We start from the raw sequence: 17351 nt of genomic DNA on the forward strand, positions 1-17351 counted from the left end.
CAAGGAGTGGCATAGCATGGTTCAATGGATAAGACATATCAATATCAAGGATAAGATGAAGAAAAAAACGTTCTGGGGCAAGCTTCTTGCAGCATTCTTTGTACTTATGGCATTGAGCACGGTCGTATCCAGGGCGGCGGATTCTGTAATCGTCCCGAGGGTACGACTTGAGAGGGCTTCTTCCGGCAGCCTGAAGTACAACATCAAAGGGACTGGAAGTATCATTGCTTCTGAAGGTGAGCTTGTGGCGCTGCCGGAGAAGCTGAGGGTCCGGGAGATTACAAAGCCGGGCACGACTGTAGAAGAAGGAGCCGCGCTCGTGCTGATCGATACGGATGAGCTGACGAAAGTGCTGGATGAGGAGAAGGCTGCGCTAGACAAGCTCCGCCTGCAGCTACAGAAGGAACAGCTGGACGCGGTGCCCGATGCCATGACGCCGCAGGCATATTCCGCAGGAAAGAGCCTGGAGCTGGCCCGGAAACACTTTGACGAGGCGTCGGCTAAGCTTGATGAGGCGGCGAAGGCAGAGGAAACTGGGGCTTTGGAGAGGCAGAAGCAGCTGGATGAGAAGAAGAAAGCGGCCTACGATACCTTTGTGAAGGCGGGCGGAGAGAGCAGCAGCGAGGCAAAGGCCGCGTATGAGGAGGCGGTCAGAAGTGCGGAAGAAGAGGCCAGGAACCTCAAAGCTGAGAAGGATGCTCAGATGGATGCCCTGAAACAGAACCGGGACGCGATGCGGGATGCGTTGGAGCAGGCCCAGGCAGCGTATGACGTCGCTCAGGCCGAAGACAAGAACGCAGCCGCCAACCGGCAGAAGGCCAGCCAGGGCTCAGGCATCATGCAGGAAGGGATGAAGATAGATATAGAGCAGCAGCAGAAGAAGGTCGACAGGCTGCAGGAAGTCATGGACGCGGACGGGGTAGTCAAGTCGCCTGTGAAAGGCACCGTTACAGAAAACAGCCTGGCAGAAGGCATGGTGACCTCAGGACAGGAGTATATCAGAATTGGGACGGGAGGATATGAATTCCGTGCCGCAGTCGAGAAGGAAAATGCGATGAGGCTCAAGGCAGGCGATGCCATGGAAGTGGAATTCTCCGGTAGAAAGGACAAACAGATATTAAAGATTACAGATATCCGGGCGGAGCAAAGCGACGGCAGCGGCGTCCAGGACAGCGGAAGTGCGGACGGAGCCGCCGCCGGCGGGGAAGCTGCCAAAGGGCAGGCCGGCCAGGAAAGCATCCTGTATCTTACCGCAAAGCTTGACGGGGAGGATTATGCAGCCGGAACGGAAGGCAGCTATACCATCGACAAAGAGTCGGATATACGGTACGACTGGATCCTGCCTGTAGAGGCGATACGGGAAGACCAGAACGGAACATACTGTCTCATTTCCCGTAAGAAGGATACTATCCTCGGGGAGGAATACGTGGCGGAAAGGCTTACCCTGGTGAAAAAGGCAAAAGACGTAAACAAGGTGGCTGTAGAAGGCAATCTGGACAATAAAACAGATGTGATAATAGAAAGCAGCAAAGAAATTGATGAAGGAGACAGATTTCAAATTGAGGAAAAAGATTAGGCTGCGGCAGATGGCCCTGTTCCTGGCAGGCGTTATACTCCTCGTGCTTTCTGCCGTACAGTATGCTTATATAGCGAAGACGGAGCATGTGGTACGGGCCAGATTTGAAGGGGGCACCGTGCGTGCAGCCCAGGTGGATGAATACTATGAACAGCACGGCAAGGCGGTACAGGGCGGCAAAAAGCAGGACGGGGACATACCGTATGTGACACTGTGGGACATGAAGGAAGGAATAGCGGTGGATGGGGAAGGATATGTCAGGCAAGAAAGCTTTTCCTTAATAGAGGGGTATGGAAATCTGGAGCAGATATTGCCGGGACAGAGGCTGGAGGGCATGTATCCGTCAAAAAGCGACACCGAAGGATGCGCCGTCAGTGACGCAGGCGCGAAGATGCTGTTCGGCAGCAGCCATGTCGTGGGGAAAAAGCTGTATGTGGACGGCAGGGAATATATTATCAGGGGAATCATAGAAGACGACAGAAATCTGATTTGGATACAGAACCGGGAGGCCGATGGGTTCCCTTATATGGAGATGGAGTATCCAGACAGGACGTCTGCTTCCGCGGCAATGGAATGGCTGCGGCAGCAGGAATTTGGCGTCCCGGCTGTCATATTGCCGGGCGGAGACTATGCGGCCTTTAACTTCTTGTTTCTGACGCTGCCGCTCTGGCTTGCCGTGCTCTGGCTCTATACCGCCATAAGAAGACGTATCCATGATGTAGAGAAGAAGTATGTAAGAGGGACACTGGCGGCAGTGTGGGGCATAGGTCTCGCTGTTCTCATCCTGGCAGGCATACGATACAGCTTCCGCTTCGGCCTGGACTATATCCCGCCGAAGTGGTCCGATTTCAGCTTCTACAGCAGGAAAGCTTCGGAATTGGCAGACATGCACAAGAATCTGGCACTGATGAAGCCGCTGCCGGGCGACGCGCAGCTTCTGCAGCACAGCCGGTACAGCGCATGCCTGGCATGGGGAAGCCTTTTAGTCACGGCGTGGGCAATCGTAAGCGGCAGACGGGGCCGCCGCTGATTTTCTAATATTCTTAGATTCAGTATGGCATAGGAATGCTGTGCTGAATTTTTGCGTTTCAATCTAAAAAAAGTATAAACAGTGTTGACAAATAAAATCTATAGTGATACATTAATAATCGAAGGTATTAGCACTCGGTTTAAAAGAGTGCTAACAGGCTGGAAATCCGGTAAAGGAGGCGAATAGATGGTATCAGTACACGGGCTGGATGAACGTAAGATGAAGATACTACACGCGATTATCCAGAACTATTTGGAGACCGGAGAGCCGGTCGGTTCCAGAACCATTTCCAAGTATACCGACCTGAATCTCAGCTCTGCCACGATCAGGAACGAGATGTCAGATCTGGAAGAAATGGGATACATCTTGCAGCCCCATACATCGGCCGGACGGATTCCTTCAGACAGAGGATACAGGCTGTATGTCGATATGCTGATGGAGGAAAAGGAGCAGGAGCTGAATGAGATGCAGGAGCAGATGCTAGACAAGGCAGACAAGATGGATCAGCTTCTGAAGCAGGCGGCAAAGGTGCTGGCAAACAGTACGAACTATGCGACCATGGTATCCACGCCGCTCAACAGCGGCAATAAGATCAAGTTCCTTCAGCTCTCGCAAGTGGATGAGGAACAGATAATCGCAGTCATCGTTCTCGGAGGAAATGTCATCAAGAACAAGATCATCGACATGGAGGAGCCTGTCAGCAATGAAAATCTACTGAAGCTGAACATGCTGCTGAACACGACGCTGAACGGCATGTCCATAGAAGATATCAACCTGGGCCTGATAGCAAGGCTGAAAGAGCAGGCTGGCATACACAGCGAGGTCATCGGACACGTGCTGGATGCGGTAGCTGACGTGATACAGGTGGATGACGAGATGCAGATATATACAAGCGGTGCCACGAATATATTCAAGTATCCGGAGCTCAGCGACAAGCAGAGCGCCCAGGAGATCATCAGTGCTTTTGAGGAAAAGCAGCAGCTGACAGAGCTGGTAACCCAGACGCTGTCCAAGGAGGACAACACGGGCATCCAGGTGTATATAGGAGATGAGACGCCGGTACAGACGATGAAGGACTGCAGCGTAGTGACCGCGACCTATGAATTAGGTGAAGGGATGAAGGGAACGATAGGTATTATCGGACCGAAGCGGATGGATTATGAACATGTGCTCAAATCTATGAAGAAGCTGCAGAATGAGCTGGACCAGATGTTTCATAATAATGACTAGGAAAGGTGGAAGAACCCTTGGAAAATAATCAGGAAAACAAAAGTAAAGAAGAGATGGTAAAAGAGGCGGTAGAAGAAGCCAGGAAAGCGGCGTCCGAAGCGGCGGAGGAACAGGCCGGGAATCCGAAACAGACCGGGGCATCAGAAGACGGCTGCGGCGGGCCGGATGCAGCAGATACGGATTCTGCGGATACGGACGGTACAGACGGCAGTGCAGACAGCTCCACGGAGGAGGAGTCCGCCGAGGACGATAGGGCAGGCAAGAAGGTTAAGAAATTCGGCAAGAAGCCGAAGAAAGATAAAAAAGATGAAAAGATTGAGGAGCTGACGGACAGACTTACCCGTCAGATGGCAGAGTTTGATAACTTCCGCAAGCGTACGGATAAGGAGAAGTCCCAGATGTACGAGATAGGAGCGAAAGATATCATAGAAAAGATTCTTCCGGTTGTTGACAACTTCGAGCGCGGGCTTGATGCGGCATCAGAGGAAGAGAAGGAAAATCCGTTCGTACAGGGGATGGATAAGATTTACAAACAGCTTATGACAACTCTGGAAGAGATAGGGGTGAAGCCGATCGAGGCCGTAGGCCAGGAGTTCAACCCGGATTTCCACAATGCAGTGATGCATGTGGATGACGAATCGCTCGGCGAGAATACGGTCACCGAGGAGTTCCAGAAAGGTTATATGTACCGTGACTCGGTAGTGAGGCACAGCATGGTTAAAGTAGCTAACTAACATTTTAATTGAAAATAAAAATCAGGAGGAAGAAAATCATGGGCAAGATAATTGGTATTGACTTAGGAACGACAAACAGCTGTGTAGCTGTTATGGAAGGCGGTCAGCCGACCGTTATCGCAAATACAGAAGGAGCAAGAACGACTCCGTCTGTGGTGGCATTTACAAAGACAGGAGAACGTCTCGTAGGTGAGCCTGCAAAGCGTCAGGCGGTAACAAATGCCGAGAAGACGATTTCATCCATCAAAAGAGAGATGGGATCCGACTACAAAGTGACAATCGATGACAAGAAATTCTCACCACAGGAGATTTCCGCGATGATTCTTCAGAAGCTGAAAGCAGATGCGGAAGGTTATCTCGGAGAGAAAGTGACAGAAGCAGTTATCACGGTACCGGCTTACTTCAATGATGCTCAGCGCCAGGCTACAAAAGATGCAGGAAAGATTGCAGGACTTGACGTAAAGCGTATCATCAACGAGCCTACGGCAGCAGCGCTTGCCTACGGCCTTGACAATGAAAAAGAGCAGAAAATCATGGTATATGACCTTGGAGGCGGTACGTTCGACGTATCTATCATCGAGATTGGCGACGGCGTCATCGAAGTGTTATCTACGGCAGGTAATAACAGACTTGGCGGCGATGACTTTGACCAGAAGATTACAGATTATATGCTGGCAGAATTCAAGAAAAACGAAGGCGTCGACCTGTCTACAGACAAGATGGCGCTCCAGAGATTGAAAGAGGCGGCAGAGAAGGCAAAGAAAGAGCTGTCTTCCGCTACGACGACGAACATCAACCTTCCGTTCATCACAGCTACATCTGAAGGACCGAAGCATTTTGACATGAACCTGACAAGAGCTAAGTTCGATGAACTGACACATGACCTTGTCGAGAAGACGGCTGAGCCGGTAAAAAGAGCACTGTCCGATGCAGGACTGAACTCTTCTGAACTTGGCCAGGTGCTGCTTGTAGGTGGTTCTACCCGTATCCCGGCTGTCCAGGAAGAAGTGAAGCGGCTGACAGGCAAGGAGCCAAGCAAATCACTGAACCCGGATGAATGTGTGGCACTCGGTGCTTCCGTACAGGGCGGCAAGCTGGCAGGCGACGCAGGTGCAGGCGACGTACTTCTTCTCGATGTTACACCGCTGTCACTGTCAATCGAGACGATGGGCGGAGTGGCAACGAGGTTGATTGAGAGAAATACGACAATCCCGACTAAGAAGAGCCAGATCTTCTCAACGGCGGCAGACAACCAGACGGCTGTTGATATCAACGTCGTGCAGGGTGAGAGACAGTTTGCCAAAGACAACAAGTCTCTCGGCCAGTTCAGACTGGATGGTATCCCGCCGGCTCCACGTGGAATTCCACAGATCGAGGTTACATTTGACATCGATGCGAACGGTATCGTGAATGTATCGGCAAAGGACCTCGGCACAGGAAAAGAGCAGCATATCACTATTACGGCCGGTTCCAACATGTCCGACAGTGATATCGACAAGGCGGTAAAAGAAGCAGCTGAATTTGAAGCACAGGACAAGAAACGTAAAGAAGGCATCGATGCCAAGAATGACGCAGACGCGCTCGTATTCCAGACTGAAAAGGCAATGGGAGAAGTAGGAGACAAGATTGACGCTGCGGACAAAGAAGCAGTAGAGGCAGACTGCAAGGCATTGAAAGAAGTCCTTGAAAAAGCAAATACAGAGACCCTTACAGACGCACAGATTGCAGAAATCAAAGCGGGTAAGGAGAAGCTGATGGAAAGTGCCCAGAAATTGTTCACAAAAGTCTACGAACAGGCCGGCGCACAGGCAGGGGCAGGACCGCAGGGTCCGGGTCCTGACATGGGAGCAGGAGCAGGTCCGGCACCGGACGGCTTCGCAGGAGATGATGTAGTAGACGGAGATTACAAAGAAGTCTAGGAGCACTTTGGCAATACGGTTATAGCCCAGTGCAAGAAGGCTGTTCCGGGGAACCTGGCGGTTGAAGCCTGGTCTCCCGGAACTTGTCTTTGTCGACTTCCAGGAAAGAAAGGGATGAACGATGGCGGAATCAAAGAGAGATTACTATGAAGTGCTCGGTGTCAGCAAGGATGCTGACGATGCGACTTTAAAGAAGGCATACAGGCAGGTTGCCAAGAAATATCACCCTGATATGAACCCCGGAGACGCGGAGGCGGAGAAGAAGTTCAAGGAAGCTTCCGAAGCCTACGCTGTCTTAAGCGACCCGGAGAAGCGCCGCCAGTACGACCAGTTCGGACATGCGGCCTTTGAAGGCGGAGCAGGCGGGGCCGGAGGGTTCGGCGGCTTTGACTTTGGCGGAGCGGATTTCAGCGATATCTTCGGCGACATCTTCGGCGACCTGTTCGGCGGCAGCGGCCGGCGCGGCCGGGGCGGCCAGGGACCGATGAAAGGCATGAATATCCGCAAGAGCGTCAGGATTACGTTTGAAGAGGCCGTGTTCGGCTGTGAGAAAGAGATAGAAGTGGTGCTCAAAGACCCGTGCCCGAAATGCAGCGGCACAGGCGCCAAGCAGGGGACTTCACCGGAAACGTGCTCCAAGTGCGGCGGAAAAGGCCAGGTGGTCTATACGCAGCAGTCGTTCTTCGGGACAGTGCAGAACGTACAGACTTGCCCGGACTGCCACGGAACCGGCAAGATCATAAGGGAGAAATGTCCGGACTGCTCAGGTACAGGGTTCGTAGCTTCCAAGAAGAAGATAGCAGTGTCGATTCCGGCGGGCATCGACAACGGCCAGAGCGTGCGGATTCGCGAAAAGGGCGAGCCGGGGACGAACGGCGGGCCGAGGGGAGACCTGCTCGTGGAAGTGGTCGTCTCCAGACATCCGATATTCCAGCGTCAGGATATGCATATATTCTCAACCGTTCCGATTTCATTTGCTCAGGCAGCACTCGGCGCAGATGTGAAGATCAAGACGGTGGACGGTGATGTGCTCTACACGGTCAAGCCAGGGACGAAGACAGATACGAAAGTGCGCCTGAAAGGAAAGGGCGTGCCTTCTATCCGCAACGCCCAGGTGCGGGGCGACCACTATGTCACTCTGATTATCCAGACGCCGGAACACTTGAGTTCCGAGGCGAAAGAGGCATTGCGCAAGTTTGACGCCCTCGCCGGTAATACGCTGAATCAGGGCAATGACGAAGGCACGAAAGGACCAAAAGGAAAAAAGAAAGGCTTTATGGGCAAGATGAAGGAAGCCTTTGACGATTAGAAGGCTGAACCCCGGAAAACGTTAGGGAAAGATTCTCACTTCTATAAATAAAAAAGAAACGGCGGCTTCGATTTCTCAAAAGCCGCCGCATAAGAATAGGTGCGTGAATACCGATGAACTGGAAATGCATGTTTAGTCAGCCAGTTCTTCAATCTTTGTTATCTCGCTGATATTGAGTTCTCTTCCAAATTGTAAACGAAGAACAAGCTCTTCAAAAGTGTCAATCACTACATTTCGGTAATTATCATCTCTAAAGTCAAATAAGCCCTTTATGAAGCCTTCTTTTTTTACCAGCTCGAGTACCACTGGCTTACCACAAAAATAATCTCTATTAATTTCTATTACAGAAACTGGCTCATCTGCTATTTTTTTCGTCGGTAAAAACGAAGCAATGTACCTTTTTCCTATAATTCCATATACCAGTTTTGTTTTTACCATTTTTCTATAAAACAGAAAATCCTTATCCTCATTCATAATAGATATATCATATACCCCATCATTCCAACCGGTAAGTTCAATGTCGTAATGTTGATTTCCAAAATCATAGCTGGAATAAGCTATCGGGGCAAATTCATTTTCGTTCATCTGCTTTTTCATATTTCCAGTCAATTCATCTAAGCTAACATCAAAGGTCTTTGCAAGTTGTATCAAGTTATCTAATTCTGGAATACCGCCATCTGTTTCCCATTTTGCAATAGCCGAACGTGAAACATTCAATTCTTCTGCAAGTTTTTCTTGAGAGATAGCTTTTTGAAGCCTGAATTGTCTTATTCTTTTCCCTAATGTCATATCAATTACCTCCTTGTCTTCTTTAGATTATAACTATGAGTTGATTTATTCAATATACGCGCCATAACATGGCTGTTACTTATCATGACAACGTCCTATTTCTCCATTTATCTATGGGCTTTTTGCGTCTTTTGGCATCAGCCACATACGGCCTGATTTTGCCACGCTGGGCATGCGGTTTTCCTCACAAGCTTTTGCACCTGTCTTTCTGAAATGCCCCATTTCTTTGCCTTTTCCGGGGCAGAAAAATACTCTAACATTTTCATTCAACTTTCCCCAGAACTTTATTAGCCATAATTATATACGGTCAGCCAAATAAATACAAGAAATCAAATAAATACTTGGCATATCCCTAACTTCCCAGTAGGATGACTTTATCTGCAACATATCTCTGCAAAAGCTAATACAGTTAAAAATGTAAAATACATAACTGTCCCTCCATGTCCCGGCAATAGGCGGTAATATTCTAGTATCAAGAATAAGGAGGACAACTGAATGAATGAAACAACAAGCTTCATACCGGAGATTTACATCGGTGAGAACGGAAACTGGTACATCAATGACTACGACACAGGCGTCAGGGCAAGAGGAGAGGATGGCATCACGCCTCACATCGGGGCCAACGGCAACTGGTTCATAGGAGAGACGGACACTCAGGTAGCGGCAGCCGGTCCAAAAGGTGATAAGGGTGACAGCGGCGATACCGGACCGTCGGGTTCCCAGGGCCTGACCGGAGCCACGGGTCCCCAGGGATTGACAGGCCCTCAGGGGTTGACGGGGCCACAAGGGCCTACAGGAGCTACCGGTCCACAGGGAGCCACAGGACCAAAAGGTGACACTGGTGCTGCTGGCCCGCAGGGACCGACTGGCGCCACAGGACCGAAAGGTGACCCGGGCGCCGCAGGACCACAGGGTCCAAAAGGCGACAAAGGTGATACCGGTGCGACAGGACCACAGGGTCCTAAAGGCGACAAAGGTGATACCGGTGCGACAGGACCACAAGGATTACAGGGAATCCAGGGACCCAAGGGGGATAAAGGAGATGAGGGACCGGCAGGTCCGGTGAATATCGCGAACAATCTTGAGACTTTGGAAGAGGGATTCGCGCTGGATGCAAGGCAAGGGAAGGTGCTTAAGGACAATATTATCAGCCATACTTTTACAAATGTGTTTACAGGCACCAGTCAAGTTATAGGAAAGGTGAATGCGTACACGGTGCCTTCCGGCTATAAGTTTTTAGCTTTATCTACAAATCAGACGAACCATACTGTCATTGCTTATGCCAGGTTTTCAGGCACATCGATAACAACGGATGTCTTTAACATTGCAGGTAATGATGTAAATGTTACTGTTGAAACAACGATTATCTGTCAGAGACAATAATTAAATATAGGATTCCTGGAACCGTATATCCTTTTTTGTAGAACGCCAGGTAATAGAAGCCTGCTTTCCTCTCTTTCGGAAGAAAGCAGGCTTCCTATGCATGCCATCCGGGTGATTCTACAGTGCCACGAAGACCGCGCTGGAGCGTGCTCCGGCGAGAAATGCATCGCTTTCAAGGGCGACAGGAGGGCTGCATGTGGTGCAGTCCACATCTCCTGTGTTGGCGGCCACATGCCAGCGGAGATGGTCGGGCAGAGCGGGAAGGGTAATGGTTACAGATTCCCAGAACGCATTGACGGCAATATAGATGATGTCATCTGCCCTATTGATGTCGTCATAGCCGGCGTACATGATACCGATGACTTTCGTGTCTTTGCTGTAAGAGGAATCCCACGGTGTCTCGCTGTGGAGGCTTACTTCCGGCAGCCCATAACGGTTCGGGCGGCATGTGCCCCTGATGGAGGCATGCCGGCGGCGGAAATGAATCATAAACCGGAAGAAGAGGTAGACATCCTGATTTTTCTCCAGCATTTCCCAGTCGAGCCATGAAATCTCGTTGTCCTGGCAGTACGGGTTGTTGTTGCCATACTGGGTGTTGCAGAATTCATCTCCGGCAAGGAACATCGGTATGCCACGGCTGCACATGAGCACGAGACATGCATTCTGAATCATACGTTTTCGAAGAGAAGCTACCGCAGGATCCGCAGTCTCTCCTTCCACACCGCAGTTCCAGCTGCGGTTGTCATTGCTTCCGTCCGTATTGTTCCAGCCGTTTGCCTCGTTGTGCTTTGTATTGTAAGCATATAAGTCATAGAGCGTGAAGCCGTCATGACAGGTGATGAAGTTGACGGATGCGTTCTTTCCGCGCGTATTCGGGTCATACAGGTCCGGCGATCCGATGATGCGCTGTGCCGCGGCTCCTGCACACCAGAGGCCGCCTTTTAGAAACTCCCGGATATCGTCCCGGTAGCGGCCATTCCATTCAGACCACCGCCTCAGGTCAGAGAAATCACCGACCTGGTATAGTCCGCCCGCGTCCCACGCTTCGGCGATAAGTTTTGTATTGCCGAGAATCGGGTCGAAGGCAAGCGCTTTTATAAGGGGAGGATGTTCCATCGGAGAACCGTCCTCGTTCCGTCCGAGGATGGAGGCGAGGTCAAAGCGGAATCCGTCGATGCGGTAGGTTTCCACCCAATAGCGGAGGCAGTCGACAATCATCCGCTGGACGATGGGATGGTTGCAGTTCATCGTATTGCCGCATCCGCTGAAGTTGTAATAATAACCTTCCGGTGTGAGCATGTAATAGATATTGTTGTCAAATCCCTTGAAGGAGAAGACAGGACCCTTTTCGTCTCCCTCCGCAGTATGGTTGAAGACGACGTCCAGGATGACTTCCATCCCATTGTCGTGCAGTGCCTTGACGAGCTGTTTCAGTTCCAGCCCTTCCCGGTTATACTCTACGGCGGCGGAGTAGCTTGTGTTCGGCGCAAAGAAGCTGACCGTACTGTAGCCCCAGTAATTGAGAAGCTCTCGTCCGTCTACCGTGCGCCGGTCCATCAGTTCATCAAATTCAAAGATAGGCATCAGCTCTATGGCATTCACGCCCAGATTCTTCAGATAAGGAATCTTTTCCAGGATACCCTTGAAAGTGCCCGGAGCGGTTACGTCCCTTGCCATCTTCGTAAAGCCGCGGACGTGCATTTCATAGATGATGAGTTCGTCGAACGGTATCCTTGACGGTGATTCGGCGCCCCAATAGAAATTATTCCTTACGACCCTGGCCCGGTAACCTTTCGATTTGTCTTTCCTGCCCCATGTGCTCTGCCCGGTGATAGCTTTGGCGTATGGGTCGATAAGGATATTGTCCTTGCAAAAGAGCAGGCCTTTTTCCGGATCATACGGACCGTCGAGACGGAACGCGTATTCAAATTCCTCCACATCAAGGCCAAAGATGAAGATGGAGAATACATGGCCGATGCGGTAACAGTCCGGTACAGGAATGACTGCATAAGGTTCCGTCTCCATACGGTGATATAACAGTATCTCGCAGGAGATGGCCCCCTGGGAGTGCACGGTGAAGCTGACCCCGTTCGGCAGAGCCCAGGCTCCGTTGTAGTCATAGAAGCCGGGGCGTACCTTGAATCCATTGATTGTATCAAGTGGCTGCAGATGGTGGCAGAGCGGCGCGAGAGGTGAATCTATTCCGAGCGTATCATTGTCTAAACCTGTCATGTAGGTACCTCCTTGAAGTATATGATGCCTGGTTACAGATGCTGGTAGTAGAAGACAGCCAGCTGTGTCCGGTCCCTAAGGTCCAGCTTTTCCAGGATGTTGCTCAGGTAATTACGTACCGTCCCCTCGCTCAGATACATCTTCTCGGCGATTTCCCTGTTGCTGTAGCCGTCTGCGACGAGAGTGATGAGCGTGTATTCCTTTTCTCCGATATCATAAGATGCATAGTCGAACCCGTTTTTGGGCTGCAGCAGATTTGGAATCTTGGATATGATTTCTGTCCCGAATACGGTCTGACCCGTATATACGGCTTTTACGGCAGGGATGATGCTGTTGTAGTCCTGCTTGAGCAGATAACCCTTCACTCCATATTTTAGTGCTTTTACGATATATTCATCGTCCGAGAATGTGGTCAGAAGAAGGATCCGGGCCTCCGGATATGCAGCCAGAATGCGGCGGGACGCTTCGAGGCCGTTCAGCTTTTTCATCCGGATATCCATCAGCAGTACGTCAGGCTTTAATTCACCGTACAGCCGTACCGCGTCCTCTCCGTCCTCACCTGAGCCCGTCACATGAAGGGTATGGTCAGATTCCAGTATTGTCTTCAGAGCATTGGAGACGAGCATGTCATCGTCTACAACAAGTATATTCATAGCTGTTTATTCCTCCTTCTTAGGTATCGTAATAAAGATGCGGTAGCCACTCTTAGTCTGTATCTGCATGGTGCCATGCAAAGCCTCTACACGGTCTTTCATGTTGGTAAGCCCGAGACCGCTTCCGCCGGTTTTGGCCGTGCCGTTATCCTCGATGATAAGCTGGTACAGTCCAGGATGTTCCCGTACGATAAGGTGTACCTCACTGGCATTGCTGTGGCGGATGACATTGTTCAGCGCTTCCTTGACGATGGTGATGAAGCTGTATTTGATGTCCCTTGGCACGTCATACCCCATATCGTAGTCCATATGAATCTGACAGAAAGTAAATGTATCGGTGAGGCTTGTAAGCGCTTCTTTTAAATTTATGGATTCATCATGCAGATCATGTACGCTTTCGCGGACATTGGTCATAGCGGTATTCAGCGTCTCTTCCAGCTGCAGCAGCGAGGATTCCAGGGCAGGATTCTTGTTCACCATACGGATGGCACCTGTCATCAGGATAGAGCGGGTGAGCATATGCCCTACATTGTCATGTATCTCCCTGGCGATGCGGTTGCGCTCTTTCAAGGTGGCAGTGTATACTTCATAATCCTGCTTTTCAAGCAGCGCGTGATTCTTCTCTTTCAACAGCAGATTCAGCTCCGTGCTGTCGTCCCTTGTCTTCTTAAACCGCAGTTCAAGCTGCTCATGCCGGTCCGTCTGGAAACAGAGGAGCAGCGCGATGCCGCTGCCGAGCACGAGGAGCAGGAAGAGGGGGAGGGATTCCGGCAGGATGCGGCAGATAGCCACGATGCAGAGAGCCGCCACGCCGATGTAATTCTTATACCAGAGACAAGTGTAAAGGACTGCAGGAAGGAAAGAAAGCAAGACAGGGAAAAAGACGGCCAGTACGATCAAAACGGCAGATGATAACAGATGGAAGCTCCGGGAGCCAATAAAATAATTAGCCGAGATGTATATCACGGCTATGAGGAAAGATATGACGAAAGGGGTATCCATCTGTGTCAGTAATATCGTCGTAAAGCTGAATATGAGAAGGATAAGCTGATCAAGTATACGTTTCATATAGTTCTCCTTATATTGTGACAAATGTCATTTCAAGTGCTGACACGTGACACTTACATTATAAAGCGGCGGGAGCTATACTACAAGTAGAAATGGAGAAGGAGGTTATGAAAATATGATTACGATACAAAATCTGGTAAAACGGTACGGCAGCCTTCTGGCGCTGGACCATCTGAACCTTGAGATACATGAAGGGGAGATATTCGGCCTGCTCGGACCGAACGGATCCGGAAAGACGACAGCTATCAATTGCCTGCTGGCGCTTCTGAAATACGATAAGGGGACGATAACTGTCATGGGAAAAGAAATGAGGCCCGACAGATATGACATCAAGAAAGAGATTGGAGTGGTCATGCAGAACGTGGCTGTATTTGAGCAGATGAGCGTCCGTGAGAATATTGATTATTTCTGCGGCCTGTATATACGGGATAAAGGCAGGCGCAGAGAGCTGGTTGATGAAGCGATACGGTTTGTCGGGCTGGAGGACTACATGAAGATGCGTCCGAAAAAGCTGTCGGGCGGACTTCTGAGGCGGCTGAATATCGCCTGCGGCATCGTCCATAAGCCAAAGCTCATCATTATGGATGAACCTACGGTCGCGGTGGATCCGCAGAGCCGGAATAAGATTCTGGAAGGTATCATGGAGCTGAACCGGCAGGGGTCTACGATTATCTATACGTCACATTATATGGAAGAGGTAGAGCAGATATGTTCCAGGATAGCTATCATCGACCATGGAAGGGTATTGGCCACCGGAACGAAGGAAGAGCTCAAGAGCATGATTAAGACAGGCGAGACGATTACGATACAGGCTGTTGCCCTCGATGAAAAGCATTTGTCGCAGATAAGGGAGCTTCCTCATGTGTTTGACATTTCCTATGAGGAGCAGACACTGAAGATCAGACTGAGCGGAGCCAAGCATAATCTCGTGAGAGTGCTGCATTACATGGAAGAACAGGATATTTCATTTGGCAGGGTATTTTCAGAGCTGCCTACGCTTAATGACGTATTTCTGGAGATTACCGGAACTGAGCTGAGGGATTAGGAGGAGATATTATGAGGCATCTGATTAAATATAGATTTATACAGACTGTCCGGGAATGGAGCGTGATGTTCTGGGCACTTGCCTTTCCTATCATTCTCGGCACATTCTTTTTCGTCTCTTTTGGAAGCGGCGTTACGGGAGAGGAGATGGACGCCATCCGTGTGGCAGTCATCGAGCAGGAGGCGGATCAGCAGGAGGGCGGTGCATTTGACGAGTTTCTGGAACAGATGGACGGTGATACGCTGAAGATTGAGAAGATGGATGAGGAACAAGCGCTGAAAGACCTGAAAGGGGACGAAATTACAGGTATCTATTACACTGGTGGGAAACCATCCCTTACGGTAGCAAAATCAGACTTGAACACAAGTATACTGAAATCGCTGCTGGACAGCTATAATAAGAATGCGCATATGATCATGAAGATCGCCCAGGACCATCCGGAGCGTCTTATGCAGGCTGTGGAGGCGCTTGACGGATGGCAGACGATGACAGAAGAGGTAAGTGTCGGAGGAAGGACGATGGACCCGAACGTGTCGTATTTCTTTGCCCTTATCGCCTATGCATGCCTGTCAGGAGCATTCCTCGGCGTGAAGGCAAGCCTTGACGGGCAGGCCAACCTGTCCGCTCTGGGAGCGAGAAGAAGCGTGACGCCGACCCATAAGCTGCGGCTTGTGCTTACGGATATGTCGGTTCTGTTCTTTGTACAGTTCGTCAACATCATCATCCTGACAGTCGTCGTAAGGTTCGTGTTCGGCATCGACCTTGGCGGCAATATAGGGCAGATCCTGCTCGTAGACCTGCTTGGCAGCATGATAGGAGTGTCCATGGGTATCATGATTGGATGTGTAGGCAAGTTGAGCGAGAGCATCAAGATGGGCCTGACCGTCATGTTGACACTGTTACCGGGGTTCCTTGCAGGGCTTATGTTCGGCAATATGAAAAATATCATTGAACAGAATTGCCCGATTATCAACCGAATCAACCCGGCAGCTGTCTTAAGCGATACATTTTACTGTATGGGAGTGTTTGATGATGCGGAGAGATTTACAAGGAATCTGATGATACTCGGTCTTATGAGCGTATTATTCATAGGGATTGCATTCATCGCGGTGAGGAGGGAACGTTATGACAGTATTTAGAGGATTTATGATAATGGTAAAGCGTAACCTCGGAATGATGTTCATGTATATAGCTATCTTCATAACCATAGCGGTTATGGTCCAGACGATGACAGACGGAAAAGGGATGGAACACTTTGAAGAAGAGCGGCTGAAGGTTGCCGTCATCGACAGGGACCATGGAAAGCTGGCAGAAGGGCTTACAGATTATATCGGAAAGAAGCATGATCTGGTTAAGGTGGAGGATGACAAGAACGTGATACAGGAGAAGCTGTTTTACCGGGATATCTACTATGTAGTGACGATACCGGAAGATTTTGAACAGGTATGCCTGGAAGATGGCGAGAAGCTGCAGACGACAAAGCTTCCGGATACGATGAGCGCGTTTTATGTGGATCAGCAGATATCCACATACCTCAACACTGTAAAAGTGCTTAAAAGCGCCGGATATCCGCTGGAGGAGGCGATCAGCGACGCGGCCGAGGCCGGAGAGGCAGAGTCGGATGTCACGCTGATTGACAAGAATGGAAATGGCGGTGTTACACTGCCGCATGCATTCCTGTTCCAGTATATGCCGTATATCATACTGGCGGTGTTGTGCTATACGATTGGTTATATAATGATAGCGTTCCGAAAGAAGGATGTGAGACGGCGGATGCTCTGCTCGTCCGTGTCAAGCCGGAGCCAGAATGCACAGATGGTAATCGGATTTGTTATCATGGGCGTGGGATTCTGGGCGATATGCATGCTGTTGCCGCTCCTCATGTACCCGTCCCAGTTCCTGAACGACCCGAATAAAATCTATTACATGCTCAATTCGTTCCTCGTCGTGCTGGTAGGGATGGCCATAGCGTTCACAATCGGCGTGGTGGTCCAGAAGATAGAAGTCCTAAATGGCATCGTAAATGTGATATCGCTTGGAATGTGCTTTACATGCGGCGTGTTCGTAGGTATGGACACACTCGGGAAGGGCGTAAAGATGTTCGCACAGTTCCTGCCGCTATACTGGTACGAAAAGGTCGTCGGCGTACTGTCTGCCAATACAGAGTTTACGAAGGCACAGGCCGAGACAATCTACAAAGGATTCGGAATCCAGCTGCTGTTCGCGGCAGCCATCCTCTGCGTGGGACTCGTCATAAGCAAAAGCAAAGAACAAGAGTAGAGGGGACAGGGCAAATTTAAATGGGGACGGAGGAAAACTAGTTTTCCTCCGTCCCCATTTAAATTTGCCCTGTCCCCTATGGAAGAAATCATCTCGTTATGAT

At 50.2% G+C, this 17351-nt stretch carries 14 protein-coding genes and 1 pseudogene; 10 read left to right on the plus strand and 5 right to left on the minus strand.

What is annotated here, in order from left to right; all coding sequences use genetic code 11:
- Nucleotides 1-16 precede the first annotated feature (16 nt).
- The 6 genes from HJV72_RS09900 to dnaJ all read left to right on the plus strand — a co-directional run bounded on the left by HJV72_RS09900 (nt 17) and on the right by dnaJ (nt 7798).
- Nucleotides 17-1576 (plus strand): hypothetical protein, encoded by a 1560-nt coding sequence (locus HJV72_RS09900; RefSeq protein ID WP_208070648.1) that lies wholly within the window; start codon nt 17-19, stop codon nt 1574-1576.
- Complete coding sequence (locus HJV72_RS09905; RefSeq protein ID WP_208070651.1) at nt 1560-2606, plus strand: ABC transporter permease; 1047 nt, start codon at nt 1560-1562, stop codon at nt 2604-2606. Before HJV72_RS09900 ends, HJV72_RS09905 begins: the two co-directional genes overlap by 17 nt.
- Before the next feature lie 186 nt (nt 2607-2792).
- The gene (gene hrcA, locus HJV72_RS09910) at nt 2793-3836 is read left to right on the plus strand and encodes a heat-inducible transcriptional repressor HrcA (RefSeq protein WP_208070653.1); all 1044 of its coding nucleotides are present in this window, start codon (nt 2793-2795) and stop codon (nt 3834-3836) included.
- Between the two features lie 17 nt (nt 3837-3853).
- Nucleotides 3854-4570 carry a nucleotide exchange factor GrpE gene (grpE, locus tag HJV72_RS09915; protein ID WP_330618935.1) on the plus strand — a complete coding sequence of 239 codons (717 nt, stop codon included), beginning with the start codon at nt 3854-3856 and terminating at the stop codon, nt 4568-4570.
- 38 nt (nt 4571-4608) lie between these two features.
- Nucleotides 4609-6489, plus strand: a complete 1881-nt coding sequence (gene dnaK / locus HJV72_RS09920) for a molecular chaperone DnaK (protein WP_208070656.1) — start codon at nt 4609-4611, stop codon at nt 6487-6489.
- A 121-nt stretch (nt 6490-6610) separates the two neighbouring features.
- Nucleotides 6611-7798: a molecular chaperone DnaJ gene (gene dnaJ, locus HJV72_RS09925; protein WP_208070658.1), complete on the plus strand. Its 1188-nt coding sequence runs from the start codon at nt 6611-6613 to the stop codon at nt 7796-7798.
- 132 nt (nt 7799-7930) lie between these two features.
- Here dnaJ and HJV72_RS09930 read toward each other — a convergent pair whose 3' ends face one another.
- Both HJV72_RS09930 and HJV72_RS20335 read right to left on the minus strand, forming a co-directional pair.
- On the minus strand, nt 7931-8587 hold the full coding sequence (locus HJV72_RS09930) for a helix-turn-helix domain-containing protein (protein WP_066577395.1): 657 nt from the start codon (nt 8585-8587) through the stop codon (nt 7931-7933).
- Nucleotides 8588-8698: 111 nt separating this feature from the next.
- Nucleotides 8699-8853: pseudogene (locus tag HJV72_RS20335) on the minus strand (DNA-binding protein).
- 229 nt (nt 8854-9082) lie between these two features.
- Here HJV72_RS20335 and HJV72_RS20070 point away from each other — a divergent pair.
- Nucleotides 9083-9970 carry a collagen-like protein gene (locus tag HJV72_RS20070; RefSeq protein WP_208070660.1) on the plus strand — a complete coding sequence of 296 codons (888 nt, stop codon included), beginning with the start codon at nt 9083-9085 and terminating at the stop codon, nt 9968-9970.
- A 117-nt stretch (nt 9971-10087) separates the two neighbouring features.
- Here the strand turns inward: HJV72_RS20070 and HJV72_RS09940 are convergent, their stop codons facing one another.
- Genes HJV72_RS09940 through HJV72_RS09950 form a run of 3 tightly spaced genes read right to left on the minus strand, consistent with a single transcriptional unit; the run spans nt 10088 to nt 13923 of the window.
- Entirely contained in the window at nt 10088-12202 is a 2115-nt protein-coding gene (locus tag HJV72_RS09940) for a glycogen debranching protein (RefSeq protein WP_208070662.1), read from the minus strand.
- A gap of 32 nt (nt 12203-12234) precedes the next feature.
- Nucleotides 12235-12855: a response regulator transcription factor gene (locus HJV72_RS09945; protein WP_208070664.1), complete on the minus strand. Its 621-nt coding sequence runs from the start codon at nt 12853-12855 to the stop codon at nt 12235-12237.
- Between the two features lie 6 nt (nt 12856-12861).
- Nucleotides 12862-13923 carry a sensor histidine kinase gene (locus HJV72_RS09950; protein ID WP_208070666.1) on the minus strand — a complete coding sequence of 354 codons (1062 nt, stop codon included), beginning with the start codon at nt 13921-13923 and terminating at the stop codon, nt 12862-12864.
- A gap of 115 nt (nt 13924-14038) precedes the next feature.
- Between HJV72_RS09950 and HJV72_RS09955 the strand changes: the two genes are divergently transcribed.
- Genes HJV72_RS09955 through HJV72_RS09965 form a run of 3 tightly spaced genes read left to right on the plus strand, consistent with a single transcriptional unit; the run spans nt 14039 to nt 17248 of the window.
- Nucleotides 14039-14968, plus strand: coding sequence for an ABC transporter ATP-binding protein (locus HJV72_RS09955; RefSeq protein ID WP_208070668.1), 930 nt, complete (start codon nt 14039-14041; stop codon nt 14966-14968).
- 11 nt (nt 14969-14979) lie between these two features.
- Entirely contained in the window at nt 14980-16107 is a 1128-nt protein-coding gene (locus HJV72_RS09960) for an ABC transporter permease (RefSeq protein ID WP_208070670.1), read from the plus strand.
- Nucleotides 16094-17248 carry an ABC transporter permease gene (locus tag HJV72_RS09965; RefSeq protein WP_208070672.1) on the plus strand — a complete coding sequence of 385 codons (1155 nt, stop codon included), beginning with the start codon at nt 16094-16096 and terminating at the stop codon, nt 17246-17248. The genes HJV72_RS09960 and HJV72_RS09965 overlap by 14 nt, the downstream gene beginning before the upstream one ends.
- Nucleotides 17249-17351: the final 103 nt, after the last annotated feature.

The organism is Extibacter sp. GGCC_0201 (assembly GCF_017566055.1).
Classification (GTDB): domain Bacteria; phylum Bacillota; class Clostridia; order Lachnospirales; family Lachnospiraceae; genus Extibacter.